14 protein-coding genes and 2 tRNA genes are annotated in these 16,719 nt (G+C 45.6%); 4 read left to right on the plus strand and 12 right to left on the minus strand.

The window, feature by feature from the left end; translation table 11 throughout:
- Nucleotides 1-82: 82 nt before the first annotated feature.
- Nucleotides 83-793, minus strand: coding sequence for a class I SAM-dependent methyltransferase (locus tag ACAM39_RS06925; protein WP_369628583.1), 711 nt, complete (start codon nucleotides 791-793; stop codon nucleotides 83-85).
- Between the two features lie 130 nt (nucleotides 794-923).
- Nucleotides 924-1,793, minus strand: a complete 870-nt coding sequence (gene folD / locus ACAM39_RS06930) for a bifunctional methylenetetrahydrofolate dehydrogenase/methenyltetrahydrofolate cyclohydrolase FolD (RefSeq protein WP_036589930.1) — start codon at nucleotides 1,791-1,793, stop codon at nucleotides 924-926.
- Between the two features lie 223 nt (nucleotides 1,794-2,016).
- Here folD and ACAM39_RS06935 point away from each other — a divergent pair.
- Nucleotides 2,017-2,090: transfer RNA gene (locus ACAM39_RS06935), tRNA-Cys, on the plus strand.
- 161 nt (nucleotides 2,091-2,251) lie between these two features.
- Nucleotides 2,252-2,338, plus strand: a tRNA-Leu gene (locus ACAM39_RS06940).
- Nucleotides 2,339-2,428: 90 nt separating this feature from the next.
- Here the strand turns inward: ACAM39_RS06940 and tfpB are convergent.
- The 3 genes from tfpB to ACAM39_RS06955 all read right to left on the minus strand — a co-directional run bounded on the left by tfpB (nucleotide 2,429) and on the right by ACAM39_RS06955 (nucleotide 7,683).
- Nucleotides 2,429-4,201: a type IV pilus assembly ATPase TfpB gene (gene tfpB / locus ACAM39_RS06945; RefSeq protein ID WP_369627134.1), complete on the minus strand. Its 1,773-nt coding sequence runs from the start codon at nucleotides 4,199-4,201 to the stop codon at nucleotides 2,429-2,431.
- A gap of 182 nt (nucleotides 4,202-4,383) precedes the next feature.
- A complete protein-coding gene (locus ACAM39_RS06950) occupies nucleotides 4,384-5,853 on the minus strand; it encodes a DHA2 family efflux MFS transporter permease subunit (RefSeq protein ID WP_369627135.1) in 1,470 nt (489 codons plus the stop codon).
- Between the two features lie 186 nt (nucleotides 5,854-6,039).
- A complete protein-coding gene (locus tag ACAM39_RS06955; protein ID WP_369627136.1) occupies nucleotides 6,040-7,683 on the minus strand; it encodes an ATP-binding cassette domain-containing protein in 1,644 nt (547 codons plus the stop codon).
- A 141-nt stretch (nucleotides 7,684-7,824) separates the two neighbouring features.
- Between ACAM39_RS06955 and ACAM39_RS06960 the strand changes: the two genes are divergently transcribed.
- Both ACAM39_RS06960 and vapC read left to right on the plus strand, forming a co-directional pair.
- Nucleotides 7,825-8,028, plus strand: a complete 204-nt coding sequence (locus ACAM39_RS06960) for a type II toxin-antitoxin system VapB family antitoxin (protein ID WP_036603824.1) — start codon at nucleotides 7,825-7,827, stop codon at nucleotides 8,026-8,028.
- Entirely contained in the window at nucleotides 8,025-8,435 is a 411-nt protein-coding gene (gene vapC, locus ACAM39_RS06965) for a type II toxin-antitoxin system VapC family toxin (RefSeq protein WP_353550937.1), read from the plus strand. Before ACAM39_RS06960 ends, vapC begins: the two co-directional genes overlap by 4 nt.
- 1 nt (nucleotide 8,436) lies before the next feature.
- Here vapC and ACAM39_RS06970 read toward each other — a convergent pair whose 3' ends face one another.
- The 7 genes from ACAM39_RS06970 to aroC form a co-directional block, all read right to left on the minus strand.
- The gene (locus tag ACAM39_RS06970; RefSeq protein ID WP_369627137.1) at nucleotides 8,437-9,459 is read right to left on the minus strand and encodes an ABC transporter permease; all 1,023 of its coding nucleotides are present in this window, start codon (nucleotides 9,457-9,459) and stop codon (nucleotides 8,437-8,439) included.
- A complete protein-coding gene (gene yejB / locus ACAM39_RS06975) occupies nucleotides 9,459-10,508 on the minus strand; it encodes a microcin C ABC transporter permease YejB (RefSeq protein WP_369627138.1) in 1,050 nt (349 codons plus the stop codon). The genes ACAM39_RS06970 and yejB overlap by 1 nt, the downstream gene beginning before the upstream one ends.
- A 21-nt stretch (nucleotides 10,509-10,529) precedes the next feature.
- Nucleotides 10,530-11,330 carry a hydroxyacylglutathione hydrolase gene (gene gloB / locus ACAM39_RS06980; RefSeq protein WP_369627139.1) on the minus strand — a complete coding sequence of 267 codons (801 nt, stop codon included), beginning with the start codon at nucleotides 11,328-11,330 and terminating at the stop codon, nucleotides 10,530-10,532.
- A gap of 14 nt (nucleotides 11,331-11,344) precedes the next feature.
- Complete coding sequence (locus ACAM39_RS06985; RefSeq protein WP_369627140.1) at nucleotides 11,345-13,216, minus strand: extracellular solute-binding protein; 1,872 nt, start codon at nucleotides 13,214-13,216, stop codon at nucleotides 11,345-11,347.
- A gap of 166 nt (nucleotides 13,217-13,382) precedes the next feature.
- Nucleotides 13,383-14,486, minus strand: a complete 1,104-nt coding sequence (gene serC, locus ACAM39_RS06990) for a 3-phosphoserine/phosphohydroxythreonine transaminase (RefSeq protein WP_369627141.1) — start codon at nucleotides 14,484-14,486, stop codon at nucleotides 13,383-13,385.
- 121 nt (nucleotides 14,487-14,607) lie between these two features.
- Nucleotides 14,608-15,483, minus strand: a complete 876-nt coding sequence (locus ACAM39_RS06995; protein WP_369627142.1) for a hypothetical protein — start codon at nucleotides 15,481-15,483, stop codon at nucleotides 14,608-14,610.
- Nucleotides 15,484-15,558: 75 nt separating this feature from the next.
- Nucleotides 15,559-16,662 (minus strand): chorismate synthase, encoded by a 1,104-nt coding sequence (gene aroC, locus ACAM39_RS07000; protein WP_369627143.1) that lies wholly within the window; start codon nucleotides 16,660-16,662, stop codon nucleotides 15,559-15,561.
- Nucleotides 16,663-16,719 lie beyond the last annotated feature (57 nt).

Here is a 16,719-nt window from a genome sequence, read left to right on the forward strand (position 1 = left end):
CCTTAAAAGTACAGAAAACAAAGTCGAGGGGTTTTTGTGAGCATACACTACCCATACTACTGTGCCCCTGCTATTGTCTGGGTCAATCGGTACTGCGATAAAGCACTACTTGGTTAAACTGCTTGGCTTCGTCCATATCGGGCAACGTGGTTGTGTTATCCAACGTCGTTACCTTGTGGTAGCGCGGGTGAGCAAAGTTTTTGACGCGGCTATCAGCCACCCAAACCTCATGCGCGTATTGTAAGAACACATCTAATAACGGCAAGTTGGCTTTGTCATACAGCACATCCGCGACCAACAGCACATCGACTTTATCCATGCCAAATTGCTGTTTTAACTCAAATAAATTATCTAGCAGCTCAACCGTTATCCCATTTAATTGCGCATTGGCTTGGCAGCTAGTTAGGCTCACGCTATCAATATCACAGCAAATGACTCGTTTGGCACCCGCCATTTTTGCGGCAATACCGACAATCCCTGACCCTGCGCCAAAATCCATCACCACTTTATTGCGCACCATCTGTGGCTGCTGCAAAATATACTGCGCCAACACTTGCCCTGACGCCCATGCAAACACCCAATATGGGCAATTATTCCACAGATTTTCTATCACCGCTGGCGTCAAATCTTCATGACAAAAATCTGGATCAACGAGCCATAAATAAAAAGGTTGATTCGGCTCAGATAATAACGGCACATATGTCTTGGCAAGATTAGCGCTAGGCAACACTTGCTGCAATGCGGTAATCAGTCGATGAAAAACGGTTGATGAGTCAGAAGCATTTGATGGCATTGAATTTTTATAAGGGGAAGTTTTATAAGCGGAAGTTTCAGCATCAGTCACGTAGAGATTTCCAGTCATGGTGAAAAAATGAATACAAAAAAAGGAAGCTTTAAGCACTTCCTTTTTTAATTCAAACCCATTATTTTGCTGCTGCTTTTTCTGCCGCTTCTACCGTTTGACGGATGAGTGTATTGATGGTCATTGGACCTACGCCACCTGGCACTGGGGTATAACTTGAGGCAATAGCTTCGATACCTGTCAGCTCAATATCACCCACGCCACCGCTCGTACCATCCGCATGGGTACGCGGATGAAACCCTGCATCAACCACCACGGCGCCCGATTTAATCCAATCTTTTTTGATAAGTTCAGGTTTACCCACAGCACCCACCACGATATCCGCTTGTTTGACCAATTCTGCCAAGTTCTGGGTACGTGAGTGGCAAATGGTCACAGTACAGTTGGCATTTAATAGCATCATCGCCATCGGTTTACCCAAAATCGCGCTACGACCCACGACCACCGCATGCTTACCAGCAAGTTCAACGCCGTTTTTTTCTAATAAATACATAATGCCTTGCGGGGTGCAAGAACCATACGCAGGCTCGCCCATCGCCATATTGCCAAACCCTAAACAAGTCACGCCATCCACATCTTTTGCCAGTGCAATGGCATCAAAACAGGCACGCTCATCAATTTGGCTGGGCACAGGATGTTGTAGCAAAATCCCATGTACATCTGGATTGTTGTTAAGCTCGGCAATTTTTGCCAATAGCTGCTCGGTGGTGGTGGCTTGTGGCATGGCAACTTTTAAAGAATCCATACCCACACGTTGACAGGCATTGCCTTTCATTTTGACATAAGTTGCAGAGGCAGGGTCATCGCCCACCAAAATCGTTGCCAAAATCGGCGTGCGTCCAGAGTCTTGTTTTAACTTGGCAACCCGCTCGGCAAGTTCAGCTTCCATTTGTTTGGCATACGCTTTGCCATCTAACACTGTCGCAGTCATGGTGGTTCCTCAATCAATAACGAATCGGTTAACAAAAAGTCGGTTAGCAAAAAATTTGCGTTATTTTAACCGATTTCGCGGCGTGATAACATCCATTGAAAATGTTTAACCGCTAAATTAGCGCTCAAATACCCTTCACCATCCTTCATTACATCGCTCAAATGGCTAAAAAAGTCCTTGCACTTTTAAAAATTTTTGCTATCATAGCAAACCTAAATGAAATGGCTGGGTAGCACAGTGGCCATGCATCGGATTGCAAATCCGCGGACGCCGGTTCGATTCCGGCCTCAGCCTCCATTTTCATTTTTCGGTACTATTGTTTTGTTATTATTGGTGAGCGATAAACGCGAAAAAATATCGTAAAAAACTGCTTGCAAAGTTAACAAAACTGATTATAATAGCACCCACTTCTGACACAGACACCACACGACGCCAAGCGTCAGTGCTGTGACTACCCTGCCCGGGTGGTGAAATTGGTAGACACAAGGGATTTAAAATCCCTCGCTCTTACGAGCGTGCCGGTTCAAGTCCGGCCCCGGGCACCATTGATTAAGCCTAAACTTTTACGTTTAGGCTTTTTGTTGTTGGTTATTTTTTAACTTTTACTTATTGTGTTTCAAATAATGTCCCGCTGCCTAAGTCAATGGCACTACTCTCATCACTTCTTCAAACGTGGTAATACCTTCAGCAATCTTTTTCGCGCCTGCCAGCCTTAACGGCTGCAACCCATCTTGATAGGCTTTTTGCGCGATTTGCGACAAGTCAGCGCCTTCGCTAATCAATTTTTTAAGCGCATTACTGAGCACCATGATTTCATACAATCCCACTCGCCCAAGATAACCCGTATTACGGCAGTGTTCGCAGCCAACGGCATGATTGATGGTATCTGGGGCTATGGCTTTCCAAGGACTGACTAACGCCTGCCAAGTCTGCTGCTCAATGTCATTCATGGGCTTATTAGATTTGCAATGTGGACAAAGGGTACGCACCAAACGCTGTGCCATGATGCCCAAGATGGTCGCTGAGGTTAAAAACGGCGCCACGCCCAAATCATGTAGCCTTGTTAACGAACTGGGTGCATCATTGGTATGTAAAGTCGATAACACCAAGTGCCCAGTCAGCGAGGCTTGTACCGCCATTTCTGCAGTTTCGGTATCGCGAATCTCGCCAATCATGATAATATCGGGGTCTTGACGCATCAACGAGCGAATACCGTCAGCAAAGGTCAAATCAATGTTGTTCTGAATTTGCATTTGGTTAAACGACGGCTCTACCATCTCAATGGGGTCTTCGATGGTACAGACATTGACTTCCTCTGTCGCCAGTTTTTTGAGGGTACTGTACAGCGTCGTGGTTTTACCCGAGCCTGTCGGACCCGTAACCAAAATAATGCCATTGGCTTTACGGGTCATGTCATCCCATTTTTGCAAATCCCGCCCTGTCAGCCCCAACTGTTCAAAAGAGCGCACCAGTACCTCGGGGTCAAATACCCGCATCACCAACTTTTCGCCAAACGCAGTCGGGAGCGTCGATAGCCGCAGCTCGGTTTCTTGACCTTTGGGGGTACGGGTTTTGAGCCGTCCGTCTTGCGGTTTACGTTTTTCAGCGACATTGAGTCTGGCTAAAATTTTTATCCGAGCCACCACCGCGGTCATAATCCCAGTCGGCATTTGATAAACGGTATGTAAAATACCATCGATACGAAAACGCACGTTGCTTTTATCTCGGCGCGGCTCTAAGTGAATATCACTGGCACGCTGGTCAAAAGCGTACTGTAGTAACCAATCGACAATTTTGACGATATGTTGGTCATTGGCATCGGGATTTTCAATATTGGCGGCATTGCCTAGTTGTAATAACGCTTCGACATTGGTGATATCGGCATCCGCGCGTTTTTGCTGATGGTTTGCCCCCGCAATGGCTTTGGTGACTTGATAAAATTCTTGGCGATAGCGGTTGATTTGCTCGGGACTGATTAATACGGTTTTGATTTTTTTGGGCGACACGATATGCGCAATATTGAGCTGCCAATCTTGATAAAATGGCTGGTCAGTGCCGATTTCCACCGTATCTTGGGTGACGGCGACTGGCAAAATGTGCTGCGAGCGCGCATATTCAAATGACATAATCGATGTCACTGAGGGCACATCGGTTTTCAGCGGATCAATACGTACATAATCAACGCCTGCTTTTTGTGCCAACCAGCGATTGAGCTGGTCAAGACTGAGCGCCATGTGTGTGGTTTTATCGACCAGATGAAAGCCTGCAATCACTTGCAAGGGATGCAAGGTTTTGCGGTTATGGGTCATCACCAAATTATAATCACGTTGGTCAATGATGCCATCTTTTAGCAGTTCATCAAGACACCAACGGGTATCAATTATCATTGAAAAAGCATTGGAGAGCATAGGGTTTCCAAAACGATTGCGCCCATAGAATAGCAATTAGGGACAATCTAGGGCAATCGGGTTAAAGGATTAAAATTATCATAAAAATGCGTGAAATAAATCACCACGCTACCCATCGTTATGGCTTGGCAACTTATACTGACAATATAGTATCAACAATATGGGCAAGAATATAAGGGCGACTACTGGTATAGTCCTTTGCCATCAAATCGGTGCAACCGCAAAAAATACAACCCAGATAAAATCGTCATGATACCCAATATGATAAAACTGTATGAAAATGCGGTTTGCGTCTGTGCCAGCGAAGCGCGAGCGGGCGTCAGTAAATGTAGCAGCATCGCCCCAAAGCCAATCCCAAAACTAATCGCCAATTGCTGATTGACGGATAATAAACTATTGCCACTACTGGTTTGACTTGGGCGAAGCCGTGCGATACTGATGGTGTTCATCGTGCTAAATTGTAGCGAATTACACGCCCCCATAAAAGTCAAAAATGGCACACTTAGCCAAATCGGCGTGGTTTGATTGAGTTGTGATAGCAGCATGATATTGATGCCAATCAACAAGGTATTGCCCACCAATGTTCTACGATAGCCAAATCGCTTCACAATACGCGTGACCAGCGGCTTGGTCAACAGCGCGCCCACCGCAATCGGTGCCAACATCCAACCCGCTTGTGACGGCGAATAGCCCTGCACCACTTGCAGCAGTAGCGGCAGTAAAAAAGGAATCGCACTCATCCCCAAACGGGTTAGCAAATTGCCAACGATGCCCACGCGAAAGGTACGCACTTGAAACAAATCCAAGCCAAATAGCGGTTGTTGCCCATTACGCGATTCTGAGTATTTGGCGTGATAATAATAGCCAATGAGCAGCATAATCGCCAATAAAGCAACCATCACGGGAAAAACCGCTGAAGCCAGATTATCGGCATGAATGTTATTGGCAAATTCGAGCGCAAAGGTAAAGCTTGCCATCGCGCCACCAAACAGCAAAAATCCAAGCAAATCCATGCTGGGATTGCGCTGTAGATAGTTGGGCATCAGTTTCCACCCTGCCCACATCCCCAATGCGCCCATGGGAATATTAATCAAAAAAATCCAATGCCAGCTTGCAAGCTCCACCAAATACCCCCCGACCAAAGGTCCAATTACTGGCGCAATCATCGCAGGCATCACCGCATAATTCATCACCGACAGCATACGTTCTCGCGGATAGCTTTTAATCAGGGTTAACTTGCCCACAGGCATCAGCATCGCACCGCCCAATCCTTGCACCACGCGAGAAAAAATTAGGCTATTGAGCGTTGGTGACACCGCACACATCATCGAGCCTGCGGTAAACACGCCAATCGCCACCATAAAGGTGGTCTTAGTGCCATACTTATCAGCAATAAAACCACTAATCGGGGTAAAAATTGCTAAGGTGAGCGCATAGCTAATCACCGTCCACTGCATTGATAACGCAGGCTGATTCAAATCATGCGCCATCGCAGGCAAAGCGGTATTGAGCACCGTTGAGTCTAAAATTTGCATAAACAAGGCGATTGCCACCACGATTGGCAAATATTTGGTTTGCGCGGGGGTCAAGGCTGCTATAGTAAATACGTCATGCTGTGGCTTTTTTTCTTCGGTAATGATGGAATTTGGCATGGTTAACTTTTAACAATTGCTAAAGGGGCTGTAATCAAATGCATGTAATCAAGTGGCTGTATAAGTGCTTGTAATAAAATAACTATGGTAAAATGACTAGAGTAAATTGGCTATAACCAAGCAAACTTATATAACAACGTGGTTCACGATAATTGTTAACTTTCTAATTTTTTGACACCAAACCCGCTAGCTTTTACTGCTGTGCGCAATTAGGGCAGTCACATACTGATTTTGTGGTTGAGTGAAGATATTGTCTGTCGTATCATACGCTTGCGTTTCGCCATTTTTCAATACCAGTATCGTTTGGCACAATGCCTTAACCACCTGCAAATCATGGCTGATAAAAATATAGCTTAAGCCAAATTTTGCTTGAATATCTCGCAATAACTTCACCATTGCCACTTGGGTGCTGCTATCAAGCGCGGATGTGGGCTCATCGAGTAACAAAATTTTGGGTTTCATCACCAATGCCCGCGCGAGTGCCACCCGCTGACGCTGACCGCCTGAAAGCTCATGCGGATAACGACTGATAAAATCTCGTGGCAACCGCACCGTGTCTAAGGCTGCTAACACGGCTTTTTCACGCTCCGTTTTTGCCATCCCTTGAATGCTTAGCCCTTCTTCAATTATCTCAAACACACTAAACCGTGGATTGATACTGGCATACGGATCTTGAAATACCATTTGAATATCTGAGCGATACGGCAAAAAGGCTTTATTCGTCAACGCTAAAACGTCCGTCATGTGAGCATTGGCTGACAGCAAAATCTGACCTTCCACTTTGACAGCATTAGCCAATAATTTGATGAGTGCCAAAGCCGTGGTGGTTTTGCCAGAACCCGACTCGCCCACTATACCCAAGGATTGCCCTTGATTAAGGGTCAAATTTAACCCTTTGACCGCCTCAAACCATTGGATAGTTTGACCCAATATATTGTTTTTTTGGGGGAAAGCGATGGTTAACTGTTTAACTTCCAAAACGCTGGGTGAATTGGCAATGATGGGCAAACTTTTTCCAAAATATTGATAAATCAATGAGCGAGTATAATCCTGCTGCGGATGGTCAAAAATTGCTTGGGTCGCCCCCTGCTCTATGACCTTGCCTTGTTGCATGACGATGAGGTTGTCGCTGTAGCGTTTGACAAGGTTTAAGTCATGGCTAATGAGTATCATCGCCATGCCCCGCTCGTTTTTTAGCCGATGCAGTAACCCCAAAATCTCATGGCGTAAAGTCACATCTAGGGCGGTGGTTGGCTCGTCTGCGATAATAATGTCAGGGTCTTGCGCGAGTACCATCGCTATCATGATACGTTGTCGTTGGCCACCCGAGAGCTCGTGCGGATAGCGCGCAAGTTTGCTTTCAGGGTTGGCAATATTGACTTGAGTAAGTAGGTCAATGGTACGCTGTCGCCAGTGTTTTTTTGCCACGCCAGCCAGACTTAACGATTCGGCGATTTGTTTGCCCACCGTGTGCAAGGGGTTTAAAGCGGTCATGGGCTCTTGAAAAATCATGCCGATGCGTTTGCCACGGATTTGGCGGAAGATATTTTCGTTTTGTTTGGTCTGATTTTTATTGCTTAGGCTATTATTTTCAATTGGTAAAATGATTTCTTGTTCGTTTTTTTGGTCAAATAAAATGGCTTGTCCGGTGATACTTAGGCTATTTAACAATAGTCCGAGTAAGGCTAGGCTTGATATGGATTTGCCCGAGCCAGATTCGCCCACGATGGCGAGGGTTTCGCCTGTGCGCAGGGCGTAAGATAGGTTATCAACCAGCGTTTGGGTTGCAGATTTTATCGTTAGGTTTTCGACTTTGAGTAACTCGCTCATTTATCATTTCCTTGAATGGTCGAACTTTTATCCGTATGCACGAGCGTCCCCGCCACAAAACCTGAACTCATATTTTTATCCTTTTAACTATTTATTAAAATGTGTATAATATCAAATAATCATACACAAAGGCGAAATGATATGCGAACTAACATCATAATAGATGACAATCTAATGCAACAGACCCTACAAGCCACAGGCATTAAAACTAAAAAAGAAGCCGTCGAACAAGGGCTAAAGCTACTCTTGCAAAAAAGCCAACAACAAAAAATCCGTGACTTACGGGGCAAACTGCATTGGGAAGGCGACTTAGCCGAAATGCGTAAAACAGGTGTTGAAACGTGAACTTGCCTATCATCGCTGATACTAGTGTTTGGATAGACTATTTTAACGGTCATTCAACACCTCACACCGATTTTTTGGACACGCAACTTGAGGCAACTAATGTGGCGATTTTTGATGTGATTTTGATGGAAATCTTGCAAGGTTTTCGCCTTGATACAGACTACAATCAAGCCAAAAATGCCCTTGATAGTTTATTATGTTACGATATTTTAAACCAACAAAATGCGATTAAATACGCTGATTATTACCGCCAATTACGCAAGCAAGGCATTACCATTCGTAAAGCCAATGATGTGATGATTGCTAGTTTCTGCGTTGAACATCAATTACCCCTGTTATTTTGCGATAGGGATTTTATTCCGTTTACTCAGCATTTTGGGTTGATTGCTGCATTGAATTTTAGTTAATTCAAGACTGCCTTGGGTCAAACGCATCTCGCAGCGCTTCCCCAATAAAAATCAGCAGCGACAACACAATCGTCAAACTAAAAAACCCTGCCAAAGCCAGCCACGGTGAATCCAAATTATCTTTTCCCTGTGAGATTAGCTCCCCTAAAGACGGCGACCCTGCAGGCAAGCCATAACCCAAATAATCAAGCGTGGTGAGTGCCGTGATATTTGCCGTCAAAATAAATGGCAACTGCGACAGACTCGACGACATCGCATTGGGCAAAATATGGCGAAACATAATCTTACCATCTGACACCCCCATCGCTTTTGCCGACCGCACATAATCAAAATTTCTCGCTCGCAAAAACTCAGCACGCACCAGACCAACCAGCCCCATCCAGCCAAAAAGCAGCATTAAGCCAAACAATACAAACACGCTTGGGCTAAACAGACTGACCAAAATAATAATCATAAACAGCTGTGGTAGACCACCCCACACTTCCATCAACCGCTGACCCACCAAATCTGTCCAGCCGCCAAAATACCCTTGCACCGCCCCCACCGCAATGCCAATAATTGACCCTGCCACCGTCAACGCCAACCCGAATAATAGCGATACACGCAAGCCATACAATACCCTTGCCAGCACATCTCGACCTTGGTCATCGGTACCGAGCCAGTTCTCGCTATTTGGCGGCGCAGGAAACGGCACATCACGACTCACACTTGGCGTTTGGTCGGCAAACGGTATCACAGGCTCAATCATATAGCCATGTTGGTTGATTAGGTCTTTGACCACAGGGTCTTGGTAATTGGTTTCGGTCTCAAACACCCCGCCAAAGGTGGTTTCGGGGTAAGACTTGACGATGGGAAAATACCAGTGATTTTGGTAATTGACCAGCATCGGCTTGTCATTGGCGATAAGGTTTGCCCCCATGCAGGCAAGGAAAATCAGGCTAAACATGATGAGCGAAAAAAATCCCAACCGATTACGCCGAAAGCGGTGAATGCGGGCTTGCCAAACAGGATGTTTTATCAGCATTAGCGACCCTCAAAATCAATACGGGGATCAATGAGATGATAAGTCACATCACTTATCAACTGCAAAATCAGCCCCATCAACGTAAAAATAAACAGTGTGCCAAAAATCACCGGATAATCGCGTTGCCCAATCGCTTCAAACCCCAGTCGTCCCAAACCATCCAAGTTAAAAATTACTTCAATCAAAAAATTGCCGGTAAAAAATATTCCCACAATCGCCGACGGCAAGCCTGCAATAATAATCATCATCGCATTGCGAAATACATGACCGTATAGCACTTTTTTTTCGCTTAACCCTTTACTGCGAGCAGTCAGCACGTATTGTTTGTTTAATTCTTCCATAAAACTAAACTTGGTCAAATACGCTAGGCCTGCAAACCCGCCAATCATGCTTGCCGTGATGGGTAATGCCAAATGCCAAAAATAATCTTTGATTTTGCCAAACGTGGACAGCTTATCAAAATTCTCACTCACCAAGCCTTGTAGCGGAAAAATCTGCCAATAACTCCCTCCTGCCAACATTACCAGTAACACCACCGCAAGCACAAACACAGGCACGGCATAACTCACCGCAAGCAGCAACGCGGTGGTTTTATCCATCAGTGAATTATGGCGTCTGGCTTTGGCAATCCCAAGCGGCACAGCGATTAAATAAATCAGTAGCGTACTCCAAAGCCCTAGCGAAATCGACACGGGCATTTTATCCAAAATCAACTCGCCCACGGGTTTACCCTTAAAAAATGAGGTACCAAAATCGCCCTTGGCATAGCTTGTCAGCATGAGCCAAAACCGCTCGGGCGCGGATTTATCAAAGCCGTATTGTTTTTTGATAGCCTCGACCATGTCTGGCGATAAACCGCGACTGCCTTGATAAGTAGTCGTTGACAGTTGGGTTTGGGTGGCGCCCTGTTTTTGTTCTGCTTCAATTTGCGATATTTTTTGCTCGACAGGACCACCAGGGGCAGATTGGACAATGGCAAAATTTGTGAGTAGAATCAAAAACAAGGTGGGGATGATTAATAACAGCCGTTTAACAATATATTTGCCCATGGTTACCCCTCACTATTAGCCTTAAAAGTTATTCTTTAGTTGACGTAAGGCTTTAAATATCTCAAACGGGCTGTCATCTTCAATTCCTGTCTGCGTTTGTACGGTTGTTATCATCTCATCACTGGGTGCAATCACCGCACGCATAAATGGATTGATGGCTTTTTCATCGGCTAACGAGGTCGGCAAGGTTGGCGTATTTTGCTGGCGTAACTCACTGTCATGCGCTATTGCCTGTGCAATGGCTGGATTATTGGGCTCGATAAACTGGGCAAAGTTAAGATTTGACAAAGTATACTCATGGGCAGGATAAAATAGCGTTTCATCGTCATGTAACTGCGCAAAACGGTCAAAGCTTTCAAACAACGTCTCAATCGTGCCGGTAAAAACACGGCCACACCCTGCGCGAAATAGCGTATCCCCACAAAAAATATGCAGACGGTTATCAAGCGTCACTAAGTACGCTAAATGATTTTCGGTATGCCCTGCCACCTGCCACACCTGCACAGGACTGCCCCACGCGGTTAATTCGCGCCCTTCAGCGACGGGGATTAACTGCGTGGCATTGATTAACGGTTGAATATTGGCATGCGCAAAAATCTGTGCGTTTGGAAACGCATTTGCCAATGCTGTTACGCCGCCGATGTGGTCGCTGTGATGATGGGTCACCCATATTTGGGTGATGGTTAGATTTTCACGGTTTACAAACTCTAAAACAGGCTCAGCATCGCCAGCATCAACAATAATCACTTCTTGTGTTTCATCATTGATAATCGCCCAAATGTAGTTGTCAGTGAAGGCTGGGATTGGGTGGATTTTTAGCATTGTTTTATTCCTTATTATTTTCCTAAATATTGCATGACTTGTGATTGTTTGTCTTTGTTCGCCCACCAATAATCGATACCGATGGCATTGCTTGGCAGTGGCCCATGTTCATAAAATTTCCAATACGCCACATTGTCAGTGTGCTTGCCATAAGTCGGCACGACATAATAGCCCGCCCGTAGCAGACGGTCTAATACTTTGCTGTACAGCACAATATCGTCACGATTCTTTGACACTATGAGTTTGGCAATCACCGCATCAATGGCTTTGTTTTTGATACCTGCCGAGTTTTGGTTGCCTTTTTCGTCTGCGGCTTGTGAGCCCCACATATAGGTTTGCTCGGCGCCAGGTGACAAACTTTGGGCAAACATATCGATAATCATGTCGTAGTCGTATCTGCGAGTGCGCTCTAAGTACTGGGGGACATCGGCTTGGCGAAAGCTGGCATCAAACCCGAGCCGCTGCAGGTTACGTAAAAAAGGTAGCACAATGCGCGCATTCTTGTCATCTGCGGATAAAAATTCCAGTTTGGCAGGCTGACCATTGGGCTGATACAGCTTCATATTTTGGTATTTGAAACCCGCTTGTAGCAGCAATTCACGCGCTTTTAATAAATTGTCTCGATTAAATCCATCGCCAGTTGATTTGGGGGCTTGCCAATCGCTTAAAACAGCCTGTCTTTGAATGGGCTCAAGGTCAGGTAATAGCGGATTGATAACCGCCAGCTCTTGGGGCGTTGGCGCGCCGGTGGCGGCAAGTTCTGAGCCATGAAAAAAGCTTTGCAAACGTTCATATTGGCCATAAAACATGGTTTTATTGAGCCATTCAAAATCATACGCCAATGTCATCGCTTGGCGCACCCGAATATCTTGAAAAATCGGTCGGCGCAAATTCATCACCATCGCTTGCATCGGTACGGGGTTGTTATTGGCGATTTGCGCTTTGGTGATCATGCCTGCTTTGACGGCAGGAAAATTATAACCCGTCGACCATGTCCGCGCTTTGTTTTCAGCACGGAAAAAATATTCGCCGGATTTAAAGCCTTCAAATGCCACTTCGGGGTTTTGATAATATACATACTTAATTTGGTCAAAATTATAACGACCGACATTTACCACCACGCCCGCTTCAGGTTTGGCGCCCCAATAATTGGGGTCACGCACATAGGTAATGGCGCGTCCTGCATCGATTGTGCCGACTTTATACGCGCCACTGCCCATCAGTGGCGTCAGTCCGACTTTATCAAAATAGCCATCAATCGATTTTTTTGACCAAATTGGCATTTGTGCGACGGTCAGTTTGATTTCTTGATTGTCTTTGGATTTAAAAATAAATTTGACGGTTTGTCGATCTATCACTTGCGTTTCTTTGACATCTGATAGGTAACTACGCATACTCATCACGCCTTTTGTGAGCAGGGCATCCATACTTGCTTTGACATCTTGCGCCGTCACAGGCGTGCCATCCCAAAAATAGGCTTTGGGGTTGATGTGATAAATCACCCAGCTTGGGTCATCTGGGTCATAAGTGACTTTATCCGCCAGTAGTGGGTACTGCACAAACGCTTCAGACAGCGAGCCTGTCATCAAACTTTCAAACAAATAATCGGTTCCTATCACAGGTGTACCGACATCAATCCACTTATTAATACTGTCAAAAGTGCCGATGGCAGATAGGCTCAACACACCGCCTTTGGGGGCATTGGGATTGGCATAGGGTAAATGAGAAACATTGGCAAATTGTGCGGTGCTGTTGTGAGCAATAGACGTGCCCGTGATGATAGCGGTATTGGCAGCGGACGCGACCACTAATAAGCCCAGCACCCAGTATTTTTTGCCGAATGTCTGGCGAGTGACTGCCCTCATCCAGTGGGCTGGTTTTATCATCCTGTCTTTTTTCACTTGCATCCCGCTGACCCCTTCAACTATTTTTCAAAAAAACTTGGTATTGCTAACTGTTATCCCTCATATGCCCCACACCCGCTAACTATAAAAAAGACTTAACAAGCATTTTAGCTGTTAAGTCTTAATGTAGCATGATTGTTAAATCTTTTTATACGCTAGTTTGTTCAAACTGCTGCATAAATTTGATTAACTTTTCAATGGTCACCAAATCAATCGCGTTATAAATACTGGCGCGCATGCCGCCCACTGTTCGGTGCCCTTTAAGATTCAAAAATCCTGCTTCGTCGGCTTTAGCTAAGAAGGTTTTATCAAGTTGACTATCTGCCAAGGTGAAGGGTACATTCATGATTGAGCGGTTGTCTTTGTTGACAGGGTTTTGGTAAAAATCGCTTTGGTCGATAAATTCATACAGTTTTTGCGCTTTTAACAAATTTTGTTGATAGATTGCCTCGACACCCCCTTGCTCAAGCAACCATTCAAACACCAAACCTGCCAAATACCAAGAAAAAGTTGCTGGCGTATTGACCATCGAATCATTGTCGGCTTGGTTTTTATAGTCCAAGATACTTGGGCAAACCAAGTTGGCATGACCGATCAAATCATCACGGACAATCACAAGTGTCAAACCCGCAGGACCGATATTTTTTTGCGCACCTGCATAAATCAGTCCAAATTTTGATACATCTATTGGGCTAGATAGGATGCAAGATGACATATCCGCCACGATGGGTACATTGACCGCTGGCACATCAAACATCGCCAAACCATTAATGGTCTCGTTGGGGCAATAATGGAAATAATCGGCGTTGTCATTAAGTTGCCAGCTATCACGTGGAGGGACAATGGTATAGTTGCTGTCTTTGGCAGAAGCGATGACATTGATTTTGCCTAGCCCTGCTTGCTCATAGCGTTTGGCTTCGCTGATGGCTTTTTTAGACCAAATGCCAGTGTCTAAATAATCAGCTTCCCCTTTAAGTAAATTCAATGGAATGGCTGAAAACTGCAGGCTTGCGCCACCTTGCAAAAATAGCACTTTATAATTGTTAGGAATATTCATCAGCTTGCGCAAATCCTGCTCGGCTTTTGAGGCAATGCCCACAAATTCACTGCTACGGTGGCTCATCTCCATCACCGACATGCCTGAACCATGCCAATTTAACAATTCGGCTTGCGCTTTTTGCAGCACCGCAGTCGGCATAGATGCTGGTCCTGCACAAAAGTTAGCAACACGTTGATCAAAGCTGACACTCATAGCACGTTCCTTTTTATCGTGTGAAATGTTATCGTGTGAAATAAAATAAAAAAACACTTTACCACAATATGGCTAGTCGATGAATCATAAAGATGAGTCATCAATCGGTGGCTTATTGCGCTCAACTTGATAGCAACTGCCAAAGTTGGCGTTTTAGGCGATAATCATCGAGCATATCTAGCAGATAAGGCAGACGCTGTATCGGTTGTTCATCCAAACAGTCAGGTAATGGCGTTAATGCCCCCACCTTGGGATTGCCTTGATTGATACGGTATAAAAATCCCGAAAACCCTGCGACTGCCATCGGGTAGCTGCTCATTAATTGCACCGTGGCTTTGGGTAAATGCTGACTATCGGTGAGCAAAGGAAAGTTAAAAAAATGCACTGACGCTTTTAACCCACTGATGATTTGTTGCCATAACTGGTGTTGGCGGCTGTCGGTCTGCAAAAAATGACTGTCAACCACCAGTGTCCACTCACCGACCACTATCGCCTGCAGATCAAAACTGGCAGTGAGTAATTCATCACTGAGCTGTTCATTATTGAACCGTTCATCACTGTGCCCGTTATTACTGTATCCATCATTATTTGGCGCAAGGTCGCTTTTTAAAGGTGAATCATGAGGTAAAAATGAATCGTTGGGTAAAGGTAAATCATGGGAGTGAAAATCTGCCAGACTCGCTGGCGGTAATTCTGCTACGCCCCCAACGGCATCATCCGCAATAACAGGACGATTGAAGTCTGGCGTTGTATCAATGGGCGCACGTTTGCTAGTTAACCCAGTTTGAGCGGGTTGTAACTGCTGTGGCGTGGCAGCAAGGGTCTCAACCGCTTGATAGCTAGAAACAACCTCAAAATCTTCTAGATTAGCAAACGTTTTGACAGGGCAATCTTGGCGCACCCAACGCGTAATACCCATCTGCGCCAGTATTTCACTTTGCCAAATTTCCAAAGTATGGTACTGCTGCTCATCAAGGGTAAGGTCAGGTACAGTCATACCAATGTTAACTCAAGTTGAATGGGGCAACGCATTGTAGCAACCTTATGGCAACCCAGCACCCCTATTAAAAAATTATACAATCGGGGCGAGCGGCACAGTGACATCCGCATTTTGCCCACGATGACGCAGATAATGGTCTAACAGCACAATGGCAAGCATGGCTTCTGCTATCGGTGTAGCACGCACGCCGACACAAGGATCATGCCGACCTTTGGTGAGCATCTCTACTGCATTGCCGTGAATATCAATGCTTTGACCCGGGGTGGTGATACTGGCAGTAGGTTTTAGCGCAATACTCACTACAATCGTCTGACCCGATGAAATTCCCCCTAAAATTCCCCCGGCATGGTTGGCATTAAAGCCGTGCAAGGTTAACTCATCGCGAGACTCATGCCCAAACTGTCCCGCCACTGCCATGCCATCGCCAATTTCAACGCCTTTGACCGCATTGATGCTCATCATCGCATGCGCAATATCCGCATCAAGCCTATCAAACACAGGCTCGCCCAATCCCACAGGCACACCCGATGCCAATATGGTAAGTTTTGCGCCACAGCTTGTCCCTTGCTCACGGCATTGGGTAATCAGCTGCTCAAACTTTGGCAAGGCATCTATATCCGCACAAAAAAATGGGTTACTGTTGACAAATTCCCAATCAATCGTATCTTCAGGTATGTGTTTGGCAACCACATCACCAATTTGGGTGACATAACCGCGGACTTCTACCCCCAGCCGTTGTTTCAAATATTTCTTGGCAATCGCGCCCGCCGCCACCCGCATTGCCGTTTCGCGCGCTGATGAGCGACCACCGCCACGATAATCGCGAAACCCATATTTCATGCTATAGGTATAATCGGCATGGTTGGGGCGAAAGGTGTCTTTAATATCGCTATAATCTTTGGATTTTTGGTTGGTATTGCGAATCAAAAGCCCAATAGAAGTGCCTGTCGTTTTACCCTCAAACACGCCAGAGATAATTTCAACTGCATCGTCTTCACGGCGCTGGGTCGCAAATTTTGACGTGCCCGGCTTACGACGATCCAGGTCAATTTGCAGATCTGCTTCGGTTAAAGGCAACCCTGGTGGCATACCGTCAACGATTGCCATAAGTCCTGCGCCATGTGATTCGCCACAGGTGGTGACGGTAAAAACTTGCCCGATGGTATTGCCTGCCATTTACGCTCCGCTTAATTTTTCATCAATACTTACAAATAAAATAATAGGTTTGTTGTA

The organism is Moraxella sp. K02 (assembly GCF_041154755.1).
Lineage (GTDB): Bacteria > Pseudomonadota > Gammaproteobacteria > Pseudomonadales > Moraxellaceae > Faucicola.

What these genes read in the sequence shown, in the direction of transcription:
- ACAM39_RS06925 (WP_369628583.1), bottom strand. Translation starts at nt 793, where the DNA reads ATGCCATCAAATGCTTCTGACTCATCAACCGTTTTTCATCGACTGATT.
- folD (WP_036589930.1), bottom strand. Translation starts at nt 1,793, where the DNA reads ATGACTGCGACAGTGTTAGATGGCAAAGCGTATGCCAAACAAATGGAA.
- tfpB (WP_369627134.1), bottom strand. Translation starts at nt 4,201, where the DNA reads ATGCTCTCCAATGCTTTTTCAATGATAATTGATACCCGTTGGTGTCTT.
- ACAM39_RS06950 (WP_369627135.1), bottom strand. Translation starts at nt 5,853, where the DNA reads ATGCCAAATTCCATCATTACCGAAGAAAAAAAGCCACAGCATGACGTA.
- ACAM39_RS06955 (WP_369627136.1), bottom strand. Translation starts at nt 7,683, where the DNA reads ATGAGCGAGTTACTCAAAGTCGAAAACCTAACGATAAAATCTGCAACC.
- ACAM39_RS06960 (WP_036603824.1), top strand. Translation starts at nt 7,825, where the DNA reads ATGCGAACTAACATCATAATAGATGACAATCTAATGCAACAGACCCTA.
- ACAM39_RS06970 (WP_369627137.1), bottom strand. Translation starts at nt 9,459, where the DNA reads ATGCTGATAAAACATCCTGTTTGGCAAGCCCGCATTCACCGCTTTCGG.
- yejB (WP_369627138.1), bottom strand. Translation starts at nt 10,508, where the DNA reads ATGGGCAAATATATTGTTAAACGGCTGTTATTAATCATCCCCACCTTG.
- gloB (WP_369627139.1), bottom strand. Translation starts at nt 11,330, where the DNA reads ATGCTAAAAATCCACCCAATCCCAGCCTTCACTGACAACTACATTTGG.
- ACAM39_RS06985 (WP_369627140.1), bottom strand. Translation starts at nt 13,216, where the DNA reads ATGATAAAACCAGCCCACTGGATGAGGGCAGTCACTCGCCAGACATTC.
- serC (WP_369627141.1), bottom strand. Translation starts at nt 14,486, where the DNA reads ATGAGTGTCAGCTTTGATCAACGTGTTGCTAACTTTTGTGCAGGACCA.
- ACAM39_RS06995 (WP_369627142.1), bottom strand. Translation starts at nt 15,483, where the DNA reads ATGACTGTACCTGACCTTACCCTTGATGAGCAGCAGTACCATACTTTG.
- aroC (WP_369627143.1), bottom strand. Translation starts at nt 16,662, where the DNA reads ATGGCAGGCAATACCATCGGGCAAGTTTTTACCGTCACCACCTGTGGC.